13 protein-coding genes are annotated in these 19447 nt (G+C 36.1%); 12 read left to right on the plus strand and 1 reads right to left on the minus strand.

Annotated features, from left to right (window positions below):
• Positions 1–77: 77 nt before the first annotated feature.
• The 12 genes from DWB61_RS14175 to DWB61_RS14230 all read left to right on the plus strand — a co-directional run bounded on the left by DWB61_RS14175 (position 78) and on the right by DWB61_RS14230 (position 17283).
• On the plus strand, positions 78–3695 hold the full coding sequence (locus DWB61_RS14175) for a SusC/RagA family TonB-linked outer membrane protein (RefSeq protein WP_158614432.1): 3618 nt from the start codon (positions 78–80) through the stop codon (positions 3693–3695).
• A gap of 10 nt (positions 3696–3705) precedes the next feature.
• Positions 3706–5232 carry a RagB/SusD family nutrient uptake outer membrane protein gene (locus DWB61_RS14180; protein ID WP_125031571.1) on the plus strand — a complete coding sequence of 509 codons (1527 nt, stop codon included), beginning with the start codon at positions 3706–3708 and terminating at the stop codon, positions 5230–5232.
• A 183-nt stretch (positions 5233–5415) separates the two neighbouring features.
• Complete coding sequence (locus DWB61_RS14185; RefSeq protein WP_125031572.1) at positions 5416–6555, plus strand: TlpA disulfide reductase family protein; 1140 nt, start codon at positions 5416–5418, stop codon at positions 6553–6555.
• Between the two features lie 108 nt (positions 6556–6663).
• The gene (locus DWB61_RS14190) at positions 6664–7887 is read left to right on the plus strand and encodes a TlpA disulfide reductase family protein (protein ID WP_125031573.1); all 1224 of its coding nucleotides are present in this window, start codon (positions 6664–6666) and stop codon (positions 7885–7887) included.
• 282 nt (positions 7888–8169) lie between these two features.
• Complete coding sequence (locus DWB61_RS14195) at positions 8170–9747, plus strand: DUF4369 domain-containing protein (RefSeq protein WP_125031574.1); 1578 nt, start codon at positions 8170–8172, stop codon at positions 9745–9747.
• A 282-nt stretch (positions 9748–10029) separates the two neighbouring features.
• Positions 10030–10935 (plus strand): phosphate/phosphite/phosphonate ABC transporter substrate-binding protein, encoded by a 906-nt coding sequence (locus DWB61_RS14200; RefSeq protein WP_158614433.1) that lies wholly within the window; start codon positions 10030–10032, stop codon positions 10933–10935.
• Between the two features lie 2 nt (positions 10936–10937).
• A complete protein-coding gene (locus DWB61_RS14205; protein WP_125031576.1) occupies positions 10938–11549 on the plus strand; it encodes a 4Fe-4S dicluster domain-containing protein in 612 nt (203 codons plus the stop codon).
• A 2-nt stretch (positions 11550–11551) separates the two neighbouring features.
• A complete protein-coding gene (locus DWB61_RS14210) occupies positions 11552–12580 on the plus strand; it encodes a 4Fe-4S binding protein (RefSeq protein WP_158614434.1) in 1029 nt (342 codons plus the stop codon).
• Between the two features lie 57 nt (positions 12581–12637).
• Entirely contained in the window at positions 12638–13810 is a 1173-nt protein-coding gene (locus tag DWB61_RS14215) for a thioredoxin family protein (protein ID WP_125031578.1), read from the plus strand.
• Positions 13811–14137: 327 nt separating this feature from the next.
• A complete protein-coding gene (gene tdh, locus DWB61_RS14220; RefSeq protein WP_225423402.1) occupies positions 14138–15169 on the plus strand; it encodes an L-threonine 3-dehydrogenase in 1032 nt (343 codons plus the stop codon).
• A gap of 161 nt (positions 15170–15330) precedes the next feature.
• The gene (locus tag DWB61_RS14225; RefSeq protein ID WP_156190265.1) at positions 15331–15789 is read left to right on the plus strand and encodes a 2-thiouracil desulfurase family protein; all 459 of its coding nucleotides are present in this window, start codon (positions 15331–15333) and stop codon (positions 15787–15789) included.
• A gap of 129 nt (positions 15790–15918) precedes the next feature.
• Positions 15919–17283, plus strand: a complete 1365-nt coding sequence (locus DWB61_RS14230) for an MATE family efflux transporter (protein WP_125031579.1) — start codon at positions 15919–15921, stop codon at positions 17281–17283.
• Here DWB61_RS14230 and DWB61_RS14235 read toward each other — a convergent pair whose 3' ends face one another.
• Positions 17284–19422, minus strand: coding sequence for a patatin-like phospholipase family protein (locus DWB61_RS14235; protein ID WP_158614435.1), 2139 nt, complete (start codon positions 19420–19422; stop codon positions 17284–17286).
• Between the last annotated feature and the right edge of the window lie 25 nt (positions 19423–19447).

The following is a 19447-nucleotide window of genomic DNA, read 5'->3' on the forward strand; positions in this document are numbered from 1 at the left end:
GCGGCAACATTTCCTGCTGTAGTCAAATAAAGTATTCCAAAAGGAATACAATGTTTAATCTAACCGAAAACAAATTTATGAAAAAACTCGCTACGAGTCAAGTTTTTCCCTTGGGGGAGAAGTTGAAACGAATGTTAAGAATTATGAAATTCACCTGGATTTTACTTTTAATTACAACACTTCAGTTGTCTGCAAGTGTTTATTCTCAGCAAACTAGCTTCAGTATTAGTTTTAAAGATGCCAGTTTGCAGAAGTTGATGGATGAAATAAAAAAGAATAGTGAATTTGATTTTATTTATTCTCAGGATGAAATTGAAGATGTAAAGATTAATGATGCCGATTTTAATGGTTCAGGAGTGGAAGAAATCCTGGAACGTTGTCTGGAAGGTACCAAGATCGATTATAAAATTGAAGATCGTGTGATCATATTAATGCCGGCCAAACCCGCTCCGGTAAAATTTGAAAAGCAAGAAAATAAAAAGATACATGGTCGTGTGACTGATGAAGAAGGTGTTTCATTACCAGGGGTTTCTGTTGTGGTTAAAGGTACTGCAATAGGATCTGCAACTGATATTGATGGGCACTACGAATTAAGCCTACCTGCTGATTCGAAAACACTTGTGTTCTCATTTATTGGTATGACATCTCAAGAAGTTGCTTTCACAGGTCAAGCAACGATTGATGTTGTGTTGCAAGCTGATTCTGAGCAAATGGCTGAAGTGGTTGTTACGGGTTATCAAACCATTTCGAAGGAACGCGCTACAGGTTCTTATGATAAAATAGATAAGGTTCAGATGAGTAAGCCGACTTCAAATGTTGCCGAGCGACTTGTGGGTACAGTTGTAGGTCTTCATAAAAGACTTGGAACACAATATGAAGATGAAGGAGGTCTGCAAATTCGTGGACAAACCAGTTTAGGAGCAGGTTCTAATCCATTAATTGTTGTAGATGGTTTTGCTATTGAGGGTGATTTAGAGTCAATCAATCCTAACGATATTGAGAGTGTTACGGTATTGAAAGATGCTGCGGCCTCTTCTATTTGGGGAGCACGCTCGGCCAATGGTGTGATTGTGATTACTACCAAAAAGGCCAAAAATGGAGAGGTCAAAGTTGAAGTCTCTTCATGGGTTAAATTTGAGAAAAAGTTCGATCTGGATTATGCGAATCCTGTAGCCTCTAGCTCTGATGTTGTTGATTACGAAGTGATGGGATTTAATACCAATTTTTTTGGTGGTTACTCAAGACCTCTCGAAAATGATTTCTACGGAGTCATGGATGATTATAATACCAATCAGTATTATTCATCTGCAGTAGTTGCAATGAATGAACATCGTTTAGGTTTCCTTTCCGAAGCAGATAAAAATGCGACTTTGGCTAAGCTGAGAACATTGAACAACCAAAAGCAAATAAAGGATCATTTATTAGCCTCTCCTTTTAATCAGCAGCATAATGTTATTATTTCTGGCGGATCAGAGAAAATTTCAAATACCCTTTCGCTTTTGTTCGAAAATGGGAACGATTATTTTAAAGGAAACGACAGTAAGAAGTACAATATTAATTACCGGAATTCTGTGAAATTAGCAAATTGGGTTGATTTCAATTTTTCTGGAAGCTTTCAATATAATAGCGCCAATAATAATGGTGTTAGTTTGGGCGATATTCAGGCGATGTCTCCCTACGATATGTTGTTAAATGCAGATGGTGCTTATGCTGATGTTCAACATGGCTTGTATATGCCATTAATCGAACGTTTTGTGAAGGGGACGGGTTCTGAATTTCCTTATTCGAATTGGGGATATAACCCTATTCAGGAAATGAAAAGCAGAGATAGAAATAAAAAAAATATCAACTCTCGTATTCAAGCGGGTTTGAGATTTAAAATTATCGAAGGCTTAACATTGGATACGAAGTTTCAATATGAACTTTTTAAGAAGGATACGAAAGATGAATATTCCGAAGACTCTTACGAGGTGAGATATAATGTGAACAAGGGTACCGCCTGGAATATTGGAGATCCGAACAGTGTAGATCCGAACTTTCCCAAAGGTGGAATTCTTGATGGGAGCAGTTCAGAAACACGTGCTTACAATGTGAGAAATCAACTGAGTTTTGACAAGACCTTAGGTAAGCATGCCATAAATATGATTGCTGGTACTGAGGTTTCTGAAAGAGTGAATGAAGGGAATACTATCGGAAGAAAATATGGTTATAATCCCGAGAGATTAACATTTGAACCATGGCCTCATGGATCTTCTGATCCTATGAACCCACTGCCAGACATGTTGGGGTTTGCATGGGGAACACAGCCTTACACAGCTGACGCGATGAAGTATGAAGTAGATAAGTATTTTTCAATGTACGGGAATTTAGCTTACACTTACAACGATAAATATACCTTATCGGGAAGTTACAGAACAGATGCTTCCAATCTCATTTCATCAGATCCAAAATCCCGTTATTCTCCCTTTTGGTCAGTAGGTGCAGGTTGGCAAATCACCAAGGAAGATTTTATGACCGATCTTGATTTTGTTGATCGATTGAATCTTCGTGTGACTTATGGTTTTAATGGAAATGTTGATAAATCAACTTCAGTGGATCCTTTAATATCGTATTGGTATTACAATACTAATACAGCAACAGGTGGTGGTATTGTTTCAAACTATGGAAACCCATCATTGGGTTGGGAGAAAACAGGAACTTTTGATTTAGGTCTTGATTTCAGCCTTTTTAAAGGGAAATTATTTGGTAAGCTTGATTTCTACAATAAGAAAGGTGAAGATCTTATTTCAGAAGTGTCTATTCCTGCTGTTAATGGAACTGATTCACAGGCAATCAATGCGGTTGAAATGTACAATAGAGGTGTTGAGATTAGTGTTGGAACAAAACTGCCTATTCAAGGCAATGATATTGTATGGACAGGAAACTTAAACTTTGCATACAATAAGAATAGAATTACCAGTCTTTATAAGGATGATGCAACTTTAAATTACCGTATGTACGGGAATGGCTCAGGCTGGGAATTTGTTGAAGGCTACAATGCGCATACCGTATGGGGAATGAAATATGGTGGCATGCATAATTTTGGAACAGAAGGTAATCCTGATATGCGACCTTCAATTATTTCAAGAGACGGTAGTCAGTATGTTGACTTTTCCGGTTGGGGACCAACATCCTTCAATAATAAAGATTTTGTGACCAATGAGGGTACCTATAATCCTCCACTTACAATGGGATTCTCGAACCTGATTAAGATTCATGATTTTGATCTGTCATTTATAATGACCGGATATTTTGGTCATATCTTTAAAAGAAAAGGTTTCAACTATCCTTCAATGGGACAAGGAAAAGGGAACATTAATGATTCTTATATGGAAGTTGTTAATGGCGATCCAAATAAAATTGTTCCAATTCCAACAGGGGGATCTACCAATTATAGTAGATATAATTCCTATATAGGTGATCTTGATTATCTGACCGTTAAAGCAGATAATATTAGAATTGAAGAGATTAACCTGACTTACAATATGCCTAAAAAAGCATTAAGAAGAATTGGTTTAAATGGACTAAGCTTTTATGCTCAGGCTAATAATGTAGGAGTTATTGCTTTTAATAAGTACAATGAGGATCCTGTATATCCTAAAGGTTCTATTAAACCTGGGGTGAGTTATACTTTTGGATGTAAGTTTAATTTCTAAAATTTGAATTATGAAGTTGTTTAAAAATATATTAGTAGGATCATTTCTTCTTTCATCTTTTATGATGACAGGTTGCGATGATTTCCTCGAAGAAAGACCATCAAAATCATCAGCTGTTGTTCCTAAGACAGTAGAAGATTTGGAATTGATACTTGCGGGAGCTTATCGTAATGATGAAATATCACATTACCTGATGTTTTCTTCTGACGATGTGAAACCCAATGTTGATCTTTACAATGGACTAAACTCTTTGTATCCGATACAGGATATACATGCAGTGACATGGGAACGAGAAGTTTCAGCTAAAAACTATAAAGACGATTTTTGGATATATCGCTACCAAAATATATTCAGATCGAATATGGTTTTGAGCATTCTTCGAGATGCTGATGCATCGGAAGCGGAAAAGCAAAGGTTAAAATCTCAAGCCTGTTTTAAAAGAGCGTACAATAACTTTCTTCTTGTAAATTTATATGCTTTGCCATATGGTTCTGCAAATCTTCAGGAGGCAGGAATTCCTTTAAAGAGATCAACATCTTTTGACGAAGCTGTTGGAAGATCATCTATTGAAGAGACCTATAAGTTTATCGAAGAAGATATTGTTGAAGCATTGAAGTTGGATGTGGCACTTACCGATGCTATTGGATTTAATAGCCCTAATCGTGTAACGACTCCTGCAGTTTATGCTTTTGCAGCCCGATTTTATCTTGCGATGCATGATTATACAAATGCACAATTATATGCAGGTAAAGCTCTTAATGAATATGGCGTTGACAAGATTAAAGATCTGAATAGTTTTGGCTATTCATCGAATTCTCCTGAACCTCGCAGTATTACAATTAATGGTGAAGTGGTTGACTATGAATTAAATTATCCGGCTACTTATCAGAATTGGGATCCAAGTTTTTGGACTGAAACCTATTTTTCTGCAAGTGTGGAAGCTGACAATAATAATTGGAGATTCCCAAGTCGGGAATTAATGGATACCTATAATTTGGATGGAAGTCAGGCTACCGATCTTAGATGGAAATACTTTTTTGTAGAGCATTATTCTTATCGAGTTGGATCTACTTATGATTATCCTGCCTATATGTTTGATACATGGACTACCCATTCTGGTCCTAGTGTACCTGAAATGTTGCTAATTAAAGCAGAATGTCAGGCCCGATTGGGACAGTGGCAAGATGGTCTGTCAACTGCAAATATTCTTAGAGCAAAGAGAATCGATCCTGCAGGGGTTGTTGATTTGAGCGCATCTTCTAAGGACGAGGCTATCAAAAAAATTATTGAAGAACGCCGACGCGAAATGCCTATTACAATGAGATGGTATGACCTTAGACGTTATAACAATAATGATTATGCTGGTGATGATGTGCTTGTAAATAAAACATTCTTCCCTTATACCGATTTGGATATTCTGGGAAATGAGCCAGTAAAAACATATACTTTGGATACGAAAGACAGAAGATATGCTGCTCCTATTCCTAATAGTGAAATTATCTCTAGTAATGGAGTGATTGAGCAAAACACATATTAAAGAATAATTTAAAAAGGGGCATAATGCCCCTTTTTTCTCTGACTAAAACACCACGACTTAAAACCATATACTATTTCTTTTATTAATTATTCATGCAGATTCTGTTTTGTATGACCTGGAATGCTATTGCTTAAATTTTATGGATTAATCACGGTGATTCAATCATCATAAACACCTACTAACATGCGATTATTAATCAGTTTATTATGCATTGCTGCTTTATTTTCCTGCAGCAAAAAGAACGAATTTATCCTGAATGGAACCATTAAGGGCGTGACTAAAGATAAAATAGTACTGGGTACTTTTGATAGGGCAAGTATGACAGAGATAGGTATTGATACTGTAGAGGTAAATCATGGTCGATTCAGCTTCAAAAGCAAGTCTTTGAAGACTTCATTCTACTCGTTGAAATTGATCAATGCGGATGTGATCATGGGAGTCATTCTGGAAAATGGAGAAATCACCTTGAGTGCGGATGTTAATGATGCAGAAGGAAACTACATCAGAAATGTGAAACTGGAAGGCGCAATCAATCAGAGCTTAGTTGACCAGTTTCATAATATGAAGGAGGCAATGCTGAAGCAAGATAAGTATGCTAATTGTAAGGAGATTGCAGAGCAGCTTAAGAATGCCAGCTCTAATGATGAATATGAAGTGTTGAATAGGGAATTGAACAGATTAGCTCCGGATCTTGAAAATGAAGTGAATAAAGCGAAAATGGATCTCATACGTCATAATATCAACAAATTTTTTGTGCCACAGGTCTTCTCATTTATTAAACAAATTGCCTCAATTGAGGAAATTAAAGAGTTGTATGCTTTACTGCCTGAAAACGCTAAAAATGATCCAAGTATCATTAGAGTGAAGAAAGATATTGAAGCTAAGGAAAGAATTCAAGTTGGAAAAACAGCTCCAGATTTTACTTTGAAAACGCCAGAAGGAACCAAGTTATCATTATCGAGCCTAAAGGGTAAAGTTGTGTTGGTTGATTTTTGGGCATCATGGTGTAAGCCCTGTCGTGCTTCATTCCCTCATATGAAGGAACTGTATGAAAAATATCATTCCAAAGGCTTTGAAATTCTTGGTGTTACAAATGATAATAATCACAAAGCATGGAAAAAAGCTATCGAGAGCGATGAAATTCCATGGTTTAATGTGGCTGATGAATTTCCTGTAAACCCAGCTCCGGCGAGAGTGATCAGTGAATATGGTATGGACTATCTGCCATCAACAGTCTTGATTGATAAAGACGGTATCATCATTGCCAAGTTATTACACGGTGAAGAACTGGATGACAAACTGAAAGAAATTTTTGGCTTCTAATTTTAAAGGCCTCACCGGAGGCTATAAATTTCTCATTATATACAAATAATCTGCCTCAATCAGTGTCATCTGCGTGATACCCTGAAAAGCAGCAAAAAAACACATCGTATGAGAACGTTCACATTACTAAATATACTAATCGCATTTTTATTTTCTTCTTGTACAACGCAAACCGAACAAGGGTATACAGTAACAGGAGATATAAAAGGCATAAAAGAAGGCAAAATAGTTGTTGCCTATTACAATAGAATAGATGATGAGCTTGTTAAAATAGATTCTGCAAAAATCGAGAATGGGCTATTTGAGATGCAGGGGAAAATAGAATCTCCGGTTCAGGTATTTGCTATGATTGAATCTGAGAAGTGTGGTTTTCCGTTTTTTATGGAGAATAGTAAGATTAGCATCCAATCCGATATGGATAAGGCCACATCAGATCAGTGGGGCCAAAAATCTTTGCCTGTACAAATCACAGGCTCGAAACTACAAGCCGAATCGGAAGTGTTTGAAAAATTAAAGACTCCTGTTTTGGCGAAAACAGCCACCCTTTCAAAGGCTTACGATGAGGCCAATGAGAAATACAGGGAAGCCAAAAAGAAGGGTGCTACAAAAGAGGAACTAAAGAATCTGGAAGACAATGCCAATGAAGCAAAGGAGAAGATGGAGCCTTTTTATGACGAAATGGAGATTTTGGCTCAAGACTATATCGAACAGAATGTCAATTCACTATTTGCAGCCCATTTGTTAAGTGGATGTATTAGCAGTATTTCTCTTGAAAAAGGACTGGCTTACTATAACAAATTCACTCCTGAGGTACAGAAGAGCTATTTTGGAAAAATGATAAAGACGGAGTTGGATAAATTGAAGGGGGGCTCTCCCGGAAGCAAAGCTTCTGAATTTACATCAGTTGATATTAATGGAAAAACGATCAGTTTGTCAGATTTTAGAGGAAAATATGTGCTGATTGATTTTTGGGCAAGCTGGTGTAAGCCCTGTCGTGCAAGTAATCCTCATCTGATTAAACTCTACAAAAAATACCATAGCAAAGGTGTTGAATTTATCGGGATTTCTGATGACGATAGCAATCCTAAAGCCTGGCACAAAGCGGTTGAAAAAGATGGTATAGGTATTTGGCATCATGTGTTGAGAGGCTTAAAACAAAGCCCAACGGGCTTTGATAAGAGCAATGATATTAGCGAAGCTTATGCAATTCATTCTCTTCCTACCAAGATTTTAATTGATCCTAACGGAGTTATAATTGGTCGTTATGGCGGTGGTGGTGAAGATGATGAGGCTATGGATAGAAAATTTGAAGATATTTTTAATAATAAATAAATACAATTATATCATGTTATCTCTGAGAACTTGTTTTTCTATTGATAATTGAATGTTCAATGGGAAAATGTAAGCTAATTGTGAAAAAAATATTATGCTTATTTAATCTGAGTCTATACATTTAAGGTTCTTTAACATTTATTTTTGTTTTTGTTATCACCCATATTCGGTTTTTAAGGTTCTTAAAGATAGATTTAAGAAAATAATCATCACAATTAAAAATGGACTAAACAAAAGAAGACCACAATATAAATCAAAACCCAATTAACAAAACTTTAAACAATGAAAAACTTAAAACAAGCGCTGGCTTTTATGCTTATCTTATCCACATTTTTTGCTTGTAATGAAGCAAAGGTGGCTAAAACGACTTTCGTAATGAACGGAACTCTTGAAGGCATCACTGATGGAAAAATCATGCTAAGTACTTTTTCGGAGGAAGGTTCTACTCAAGACTCTGCTCTTATTAAAGAAGGTAAATTTATTTTTAAGGGAGATTTCTCTTCGCCCAGACAAGCTTATCTGCAGATTGAAGGGACTAGAGCTTTCAAAATGATTTATGTTGAGAATGAGGTTATGACTCTTAATGGCAATGTTGAAGAGTTTGGGAAAGCAAGTATCACAGGTAGCCAAGCTCAGGATGGGTTGAATATTTATGACGCTGAGAAAATGCTTATTGAAGAGAAATATAAGGATGTTATTCCTGAATTCTACAAGCCAGGTATCACTGAAGAAAGAAAAGCAGAGCTTGAGAAAGAAATTGAGAAACAGATGGTTGAAATGGAAGCTTTAAACGAAAAGTTTATTAAAGAGAATCCAGCAACTTTCCATTCAGTAGTTCTCGTTTCACAGAAACTTTCTGGTAAGTCAGCTGTTGATGCAGAGAAAACTTTAAATGCTCTTGCTCCAGAACTTCAGAAGAACCCATTGATCGTGAAGCTTAAAGCTAAGTTCGCGAAAATGAAAGAAGTAGAGAAAGGTTTTGATGAGGTTATGGCTAATGCGAGTAATGTGGCATACAAGGTTGATAGCAAATTTAAAGGAGAAAGCTTAAAGGATATCATTTATTTAGGAGCTTTTTTAAATAATAATATTTGTGCTTTACAGAAGGATGGAACAGTGCAGATCATTGACCCTATGGGTAAATTGGTGAGTAACTTTAAGCCTGAATTAAAAGGCGCTCCTGCTTCAATTGCTGTTGATCAGGCAAATCAAATTTATGTTCTTTCTACACTTCAGAAGAAAGTGACTAAAAAAGTAAGAGGTAAGTCATACGATCGTATGGTTCCTATGGGAGTTGAATGTACTATTTTAAATGAAAAAGGAGAGCAAGTAAATCAGTATAGCTTACCCAGTTTAAAGACAGCAACAGGAGCTAGGATTTCTGATGATATATTGATTATTGCTGATTATCAGAACAAGCGTATTGCCATGTTTGATGCCAAAACTGGAAATGCTGGTGCTTCAATAGATGAGATGCGTCCTTGTTGTGGTATTTTAGATTTTTCGGTAAATGCTAAGAAGGAGATCTTGGTTGCTAATCTAGGGGCATTCCGTGTTCAAGGTTTCGATTTTAAAGGAAAGAATATTGTTGCTTTTGGTCAGAGGGGTAAATCTCTTGATGAGTTTCACGGATGTTGTAACCCAGTAAGTGTAAATAGTCTTTCTAATGGTGCTATTGTAACAGTTGAGAAGGATCCAACTCGTATTAAGATTTACAGTAAAGAAGGAGCGAAGCAGATTGCTGGAATTGAGGAGTTAGTAAAAGGATGTTCTCATATTCCAATGATCGTAGACGCTAAAGACAACTTATATCTTGCATCTGGAGCTAAGGGTGTTGTAAAGTGTGTTTCTATAAACTAAGAATTCAATTCTTTTGATAAACTTAAAGCCTGTCGGATATACCTTGGCAGGCTTTAATCATTCAGAATGAGCATTGATAGACAGAAAGATTAGATTTTGATTTGTGCCCTTTTAATAAGAACTGTCTTTTAGATAATAGAATGACTAACTCGGGTGAACGATTAAAATCTAAGATGTGCAAAAGCTTTTACTCCAATCGTAATGAAATTTGCATTTCACGTCTATCGATATAGAGATATTTTTATGTATTTCAATTAATTAAAGGTTTAAGAGATGAAAATAATGGTGAAAAATAGCTTCTATGCTATTTTGATTTGTTTAGTACTGATGGCTTGCTCTTCCAATAAAAATGAAACAGCATTTCAGCCAACAAGCAATTTGAAAGCTTCTTCAGCAGATCAAACGCTGACAATTAATCTTGCTGTGAATGATACCTATTGCAAGCAAACCGCTTGTGCTTGTATTCATGATATTGCTGCTCGTGAGTATTTCGATATTCAAAAGCGATTAAAAACAGATTACAATATCGATTTGAAGTTGAGCTATTTTATGGAATCCTATGAAATGGAAGATGCGATGAAAGCAAAGAAGTTTGATGGTGTGATTTGTAAGCCATGGACCGCTTTCATGTTGAATGAGGATTATAACATCAAATATAGAAGAGTTGCTGATGTATTAGATGCTTTCAATAATCAATGGTTAACAGGTGTTTTCTTAGTAAGAAAAGATTCTGATATCCACTGTTTGGAAGATATCAAGGGTCAAACTCTCGTTGCAGGTCAAGAAGATGCCTACGAGAAATACCATTCACCATTTAGATTGCTAGATGAAAAAGGAATTCAGCCAGGAAGAGTTTATCAGAAAGCAAGCTGTTTAGAATGTATTAACGAGTTGATGGATAAAAATACTGACGTGGCCCTGGTTTCTGACTATGTGATGAAAGCAAGTTGTGCCGTTGATGTGGCTAGTGAGGATGATTTTCGTATAATCGGAGAAACAGAAAAAATTCCACTTTGTTCTGTAATTATGGATATGGCAAAAATTTCGGAAGCTGATGCTTTGCGTTTGCAAAATGCCCTATTAGCAGTTTCTGGAAAAAAATCAGAAGAAAGTTTGTTAAGTGATGGATTTGTAAAGCCAGCGAGCTGGATTCCTAATCCTTATTTGAAACCCATAGCAAAGAATTAAAGATGACTGAAAAGAAGAATTGGGACAGACGTAACTTTTTGCGTAAAGCCGGACAGGCTACCTGTGCACTAGCATTAGGAGGACTAGCCTACCGCGTAATTGGTCAGCATATGAACGAGGATACAGCAGGCCCACGTTCGAAATATGTTTGGCAAATTGATCCGGAGAAATGCACCAACTGTGGTAAATGTGAGACACTTTGCGTACGCACACCTTCTGCAGTTAAGGCAGTAAACGATCAAAAAAAATGTTCTTTCTGCGTGGTTTGTCACGGTCACATCTCAGATAATAAGATTGCAAGAGATCAAGATGTGAATGATGGTGAGAAAATTTGCCCTTATGATGCCGTTACGCGCAGAAATTACTCAGGGGGAAAAGATGGCTATTTCATTTATGATATCGATCATGATAAGTGCACTGGTTGCGGCAAATGTGCTCATGCCTGTACGGAGAAAGGAACCAAATCCATGTTCCTGATTATCCGTCCGGATTTGTGTCTATCATGTAACTCATGCGATATTGCAAGCTCTTGTCCTGAAGGAGCGATTGACCGTTTATATATGGGGCCAGAGGATGATTTTAAAGGGATTTACGAACTAGAAGGCATGGTGTAATGATGAAGAAATATTTAATTGTAATTGGTTTTTTTCTAATCTCATTCCTGAATACAGCATCAGTTGCAGCAAGTGAATTTGCTGGTCTTAATTCGGATCATAAGTCTCATAATCTAGATGACTTGAGTAGAGGAAATATTAAAGAGTTTAAGGATAGTTATATTCCTAAAGAATATTTTCCTACACCTGAATATATGGTCTTTGTAGACCTAGGTGTTTTATTCCTATTGCTTTTAGTTGGACTTTTCTTTGTACTGAAAAGAAAATCACAGCGAGCAATGAGCATTTTAGCAATAATAAGCTTTGCTTATCTGGGTTTTATTCGTGGGGGATGTGTGTGTCCTGTTGGAGCAATATCCAATACAACCATGGGGATAATAAATCCCGCTCAGATTGGATTGGCTAGCTTTATCATTTTTATGATCCCCTTATTGATTGCCTTGATAGCTGGGAGAGTATTTTGTACTTCAGGTTGCCCTTTGGGAGCTGTTCAGCACATGTTGCAAAAGAAAAAGAAGTTTAAGAAGCTGCCTGCGAAGTTAAATAAGGCCTTAAAGATTGTTCCAATCTTAATGCTTATAGCAACCATCTATTATGCGATTCAAAGTTCATGTTTCTTGATTTGTCAATTGGAGCCCTATAAGGTGATTTTCTTTACTGGACAAACCTGGTTCGAACAAGCCTTGGCATTTATTATGGGGAATCCCTTGGAGCCAGTATTTATGGTGGCTTTTGGTATTGTAACATGGATTTATTTGATTTTAGTGTTAGCTTTAGGCTACTGGGTACCAAGACCCTTTTGTCGCTTTCTATGTCCATATGGTGTTCTTTTGGGAATTGTTTCATACTTTTCTTTTAAGCCACGTCGTATCGTGAATGACTCATGTGTGCATTGTGGAATGTGTGAGAAGGTGTGTCCAACTCAGGCTATTGTAATCGATAGAAATTTGAAGTTTTCTTCCCTATCAAATTACGATTGTGTACAATGTAATAAGTGTGCCTTCAGTTGTAAGAAAAATGCGATCAATTAGTAAATAAATAGAAAGATTATTAACGAGTAACAATCGTTTACTCACAAAACTGAATCAATGAAAAAAATAATTTTATCCTTGCTTGCATTATTTGTTTTTGGGAACGTTTTCTCGCAAGGAATTGAATTCGAGCACGGTACTTTTTCCGAGGTTTTGGCTAAAGCAAAAAAAGAAAACAAAGTCGTGTTTATGGATTGTTATACCACTTGGTGTGGACCATGTAAGTATCTGGCAAAAAATATTTTTACTCAAAAAGAAGTGGGTGATTTCTTTAATAAGAATTTCGTGAATGTGAAAATGGATATGGAATCAGAAGCAGGAAAGCCTTTGATGGAAAGATATCAAGTTTCTGCTTTTCCTACTTTATTGTGGTTAGATAGTGATGGCAATATTCAGCACAAAATGGTGGGAGCCGGTGATGCCAATTCTTTGTTGGAAACTGCCAAGTTGGCTTTGGATTCCAAGAACAATTGGGCAGCTCTGAATAAACAATTTGAAAAAGGGGATCGCAGTTCGGAATTCATGCAAAAATATATTTTGACTTCTGCAAAAGCGGGTATTGATACAAAAGAGGCCGTTGAGAGCTATTTTTCAAGCAAAAAAACAGAGGATTTAATCAATGTCAAAGATGCAGAATTAATTGCGAGCACAATCAAAAGCACAGCAAATCCAGTTTTTCACTTTGTGTTGAAAAATAGGGCTAAATTTTACACCGTAGCTGATAAAGCAAACATCGACCAATTTTTGGAGTATACCATGCTTGGAGAAATGGGACAATTGGTTCGTAAAGGCGATATGGAAGCCCTTAATCTTAAGAAGAATGAATTGATTGCGCTGGACAAAGAAGTCGGAACTAAGGTGGTTGCATTTTTGGATATGAATATGCTTCAAAGAGATCCTGATCAGAAGAAGTTTTTTCAGGCAATGGCTGATTATGCCGTGAAGTATGATTTTGATAATTCAGAGAATCTAAATCGCTATGCTTGGACAATTGCCGAAGCAAAAGAAGCTCTGGGTAAAGAGCTTTTAAGCACAGCTCTTAAGATGGCGAAACGTTCGGTTGAATTGAATGCGAACTTTGCAAATATTGATACCTACGCTTTCTTATTGAATAAAGTAGGTCAAAAAGAAGAAGCTAAATTTCAAGCTGAAAAATCAGTGAAACTTGCTCCTGAAGATCAGAAGAAAGACCTGTGGGCAGTGAAATTTCTTAGTGGAGAAGAAAACTAAGCATAGAAAATTGAAGCCTTGCTTTTGATCTGAAAGTAGAGAAATTTATAAAAACTGTAGACTGGGGGCTATAAGCTTGCCGTCTGCAGTTTTTTTTGTTTCATGATGTATCTCATGCTTGTGAGTATTTGAAAGTGTAATGAATTGATATAAAGTCTTTTTAAGTTTTGTCTTTACTTTATTCTATTTCTTTCTTTAATTTCTTATTGACAAGTTGATATTCTAATTTTGTTTTTATTATTTTCGAAAAATAATTGAGGTGCTTATATATTAGCTTTCAATTAGACACAAAATACTTTAACTTACAGATTTACTTATAATACGACAATGGCTAAAATGAAGGCTCTAGTAAAATCCAAAGCAGAAAAAGGCTTGTGGATGGAAGAAGTTGATGTTCCTAAAGTAGGCATTAACGATGTTCTTGTTAAAATAAAGAAAACAGCTATTTGCGGTACCGATCTTCACATTTATAAATGGGATGAGTGGGCTCAAAATACCATTAAACCTGGGATGATCATCGGGCATGAATATGTTGGTGAAGTTGCTGAAATGGGAGCTGGTGTTACTGGTTTTAAAATTGGTGATCGTGTAACAGGCGAAGGTCATATTGCATGTGGACATTGCAGAAACTGTCGTAGAGGTCGTAAACATGTATGTGAAAATACAGTTGGTATTGGTGTGAATATCGATGGTATATTTGCTGAGTACGCTGCTATTCCATCATCGAATTTGATGAAGATGAGTGATCAGATTGACGACGAATTATTGGCTATTATGGATCCATTCGGGAATGCAACTCACACAGCATTATCTTTCTCTGTTATTGGAGAGGATGTGCTTGTTACAGGTGCTGGACTGATCGGTTCTATGGCTGTAGCTATTGCAAAGTTTGCAGGAGCTCGTTACGTTGTGGCTACTGAAACGAATCCTTACCGAATTGAACTGGCTAAGAAAATGGGGGCAACTCGTGTTGTCAACCCAATGGAAGAAAGCCTTGACGATGTCATGAAGGAATTAGGTGTAATTGGATTTGATATAGGTTTGGAATGTTCAGGTTCGCCTGCAGCTTTCAACGATATGGTTTCACATATGTACAACTCAGGTAAGATTTCATTATTAGGTATTTTACCATCACAAACTCAGGTAAACTGGAGTGATATCATTTTCAAAGGTCTTCAGTTGAAAGGTATTTATGGTCGCGAAATGTACGAAACATGGTACCAAATGGAGCAAATGTTGATGAGTGGATTAGATCTTTCTCCAATGATTTCACATCGATTCGATGCTGCTGATTTCCAAAAAGGTTTTGATATTATGGAAGAAGGCAATTGTGGAAAAGTAATCTTGAATTGGGAATAATCTCAATCCAAATATATGATTTAATAAAAGCTCAGCTATTTGCTGAGCTTTTCTATTATATCATGGATTTTTATAAAAACTTCTTAGTAAGCTCTATTTATAGGGAGCTCTGATTTCAAATTAAGCTTGAGATACCAATTTTGATTATAAAAAGCAGTATAATGTCACAGGAAATATATTTAATTAGTGCTTGTTTACTGGGTGTCAATTGTAGATACAATGGAACAAGTATCCGAATCTTTGAACTTGATAACTTAATTGATTCTGGTCGTTTAATACCCGTTTGCCCTGAAGTTTTAGGAGGACTAGCAACACCACGTGAAGCTTGTGAAATTATCACTCAGAATGATGGGAGTAAAAAGGTGATGACTGAGAGCGGTCTTGATTATACTTCTGAATTCCAAATCGGTGCAAAAAGAGTTTTAGATATTGCACAAACTTGTGATGTCAGGAAAGTTATTCTGAAGGCTAATAGTCCCTCTTGCGGTTGTGGAAATATCTACGATGGAACATTCTCTGGTAAATTAATTGAGGGTAATGGTTTAAGCTCTCAACTTCTTCTTGAAAATGGTATTGAGGTTTATAATGAACACAATTGGGCTGAGGGCGAATTTGTATAAGTTCCTTTCAATTTTTTGTCTCAAATTCAATCGTGAAATTATTAATTCATAAGGTCTTTTCATTTACCTTCGCAGCCCATCAGATTATTGCATTTATACAGTAATCTCTTCTATTCAATTTTTTCGATAATGACAAGTCAAGTAATTCATTCATACTTTAAATCCTACCAAGATCATTATAAGGGACTTATTAAACTTGGAATCCCCGTTATTTTAGCACAATTAGGTCAAATTACTGTTGGGCTTATTGATAATATGATGATTGGGCATGTTGGAACTCAAGAGTTAGCTGCAGCTTCTTTCGCCAATACGATATTCTGGCTGGTGATTGTTCTTGGTACTGGCTTTTCATATGCCATAACGCCACTGGTAGGTAAAGCAAGAGGTCATTTTGATATGAATAGGGTAGGAGATTGGTTTAAAGCTTCTATGTGGGCTGTCCTAAGTATGGGTGTCTTTCTGAGTATCCTGATATATTTTCTTAGTCTGTTTATGGATAATATGGGACAATCAGCTGATGTTATTCGTCCTGCTAAAGAGTATTTGTGGATTATTAGTCTCTCCATAATACCGATGATGATATTTATGGGGTATAAACAATTTTGTGAGGGATTAGCTAATACACGAGTCGCTATGAATATTATCCTGATTGCCAACCTTATCAATGTCATATTCAATTATATTTTAATAAATGGAAAACTCGGTTTGCCTGTAATGGGTTTAAATGGAGCTGGATATGGCACTTTGATATCAAGAATTTTCATGGCTATTGCTTTCTTTTTTGTTTTTAAAAAGGGAAAAAGTTTTAGAGTCTACGGAGAGATCATAGATAAGGCTCAGTTTACAATTAGAGATTTTATTAAAATTTGGAAAATGGGTGTGCCGATTGGTTCTCAGCTAGTGATGGAAGCTTCAGCTTTTATGTTGAGTACAATTATGATGGGATGGATAAGTGTTGCTGGATTAGCTGCTCATCAGGTTGTTCTAAGTATCTCAACCATTAGTTTTATGGTTTATCTGGGTATCGCTTCAAGTACAACAATTCGAGTGTCGTCACTTTTGGGTGAAAACAGGATTGACGAGATGCGAAAAGCAGGCTGGGCTGCGATTCACCTCGTTATTTTAATGGTTATAATTATAGGTCTGATCTTTCTTTTTCTTAGAAATCAATTACCAACATTATTTTCTGATGATCCACTGGTTATAGCTTTGGCTGCACAGTTTATTGTTGTCATGATAATTTATCAATTGTTTGATGGCTTGCAGATTGTATTTGGAAGTATTTTGAGAGGGATGTCTGATGTTAATATTCCAACTCTATATACCTTTATTGCTTACTTTATTGTGTCTTTACCAATGGGATATTTCTGTGCTTTTACGTTTGGATTAAAAGAAGTTGGTATCTGGTGGGGATTACCTGCTGGATTAGGAACAGCTTCGATTCTATTTATGTTTCGATTTATAAAACTCTCTAAAAGTAAATTGGAAAAATAGCTAAAACCAGTAGCCCAAATTAATAAAACCTCTTAGTCTATTTTCAAGATCAGATAGACTAAAGGTTACCTCCATTGGCCCTACTAAAGAGTTGTAGGAATAGGTTAGTCCAACTCCTTTAATCCATTGTCCCTCTGTTAAAGCGCTATTGACATCTGCAACTACTTTAGCAACATTAGGTTTTAAAATCAAATAATTTTTTTTGAAAAGTTCGAATTGGATATCGGCTCTAAAAACAAATGAGTTATCAGAAACAACTTCCATGCGGCGTAAACCCACAAAAGGAACCTGAATATCAAAATAATTGGTTTGGTCTAGTCCTCCAGTATATGTATTATATACACGTGGAATAGCTTTCCCCCATACCACACGACCAAAGAATTTCGGATATAGGGTTAGGCGGTTGCTTAAGGCTATGGCTTTCTGAACTTTAAGGTATGCAACTGAAGCAGGACGCTCATTGCCATCTAAAGTCAGACCATTATTTGTAATAAGCTTGTATTCTCCATATAAACTAAAGCCTTTCTTAGGGTAATAACCTTTATCATGAGAATCCATATTGATAAAGGCGTAGTAGGTAAAATAATAATCTTCGTCTGTTTCATCAAGTCCAAGCGTCTTTATATTTGAAGAAATTCTATATAGCTCCATCTTTCCGCCAATTCCCATTGAGTATGATTCTCGAAAAGTGGAATGTAGATTTGCGTCTAATTTTAAGTATTTTAAATCGTAACTACCAACTTTATCACCATCTGCAAAATCATATACCTCAGAGTCATTTATATCAAGTTTTAATTGATAGCCTGGTTTTAATCCATTATCCAGGTTGTATGTAGCAGTAAATCGAGGATTTTCAGATAACTTTAAGTCTAACGAAAGGCTGGATCCATCTTGAATTTTATTTTGGAAAGTTGTATTTAGAAGAACAGATGCTTTATTATCATCGTCGTAATGCATACCAACATTAAAACGATTCGACCGACGTTCAGTTACATTAATAACGAGTGTTTTTTCGATATCACCTTTTAGTTGGAAAGCAACTTTATCGAAATATTTACTTCCATAAGCTCTATTGATACCTTTTTGAATTCTTTTAATACTTGTCCAAGTTCTTGTTTCAATGTCTAGTTTTCCTAGCATTGTAGCTTTTCTAACATGTTTAAGACCGTTGATCTTAATATCATTAATGAAATATTGAGTAGAATCAGTTACGATTGGGTAGTTTTGCTTTTGTGTTTTAATGAGTTTATGTTTGGCAATAATTTGTTTCAATTCTGATATTTGTTCAAGAGGAATCTGTTCTCCACGAAGTATTAAAGAATCGGCTTTGCCAAAATCTGCAACCGTATATCCATTAATATTGGGCTTGATGTATATGTCGCATAACTTTCTATTTTTAATAAATTCCCTTTTTGCCATTAAACTGACAGTCTGATTTATGATGTCCTCTATCGAGTTCAATTTATCTTTGCTTCTAGGTCCAGTTTGTAAATCAATACCAATGACAATATCTGCTCCCATCTTTATCACTTCTTCAACAGGAAAGTTATTGATCATACCTCCATCTGCCAATAAGCGACCATTAATTTCAATCGGGGTGAATACTGTAGGAATGGCCATGCTGGCTCTTAGAGCTTCAGCAATATTTCCTTTATCAAGTACAACGGCTTCGCCAGTTTCAAGGTCAGTTGCGATACATACAAATGGAATAGGAAATTTTCTAAAATCGTTTTTGTCGTGATATTCAATGGTGTATCGTTCAAAAAGATTGATGATGTTTTGACCTTTCACAATTCCAGCAGGAATTCTAATTCCTTTAGGTTTTATCGGAAATGAAATCACGTATCGGTCAAGGTTTATTTTGTCTTTAACGTGAATGTATTTTCTTGATATTTCATCTTTTAATAATGATTCCCAATCCTGACTTAAAACAATTTTTTCAATTTCAGAGGCCGAATAGCCCATGGCATAAAATGCTCCAATAATACTCCCCATGCTTGTTCCTGAAATATAATCAATGGGCATGTTCATTTCTTCAAGGACTTTTAATACACCAATATGAGCAAACCCTTTTGCACCTCCACCACTTAATACCAAGCCTATTTTAGGGCGTGAACTGTTGAGTAAACTATCTTTCATACTTTGAGCTGAAAGATTAATACTA

Source organism: Ancylomarina euxina (genome assembly GCF_003863355.1).
GTDB classification, from domain to species: Bacteria; Bacteroidota; Bacteroidia; order Bacteroidales; family Marinifilaceae; genus Ancylomarina; species Ancylomarina euxinus.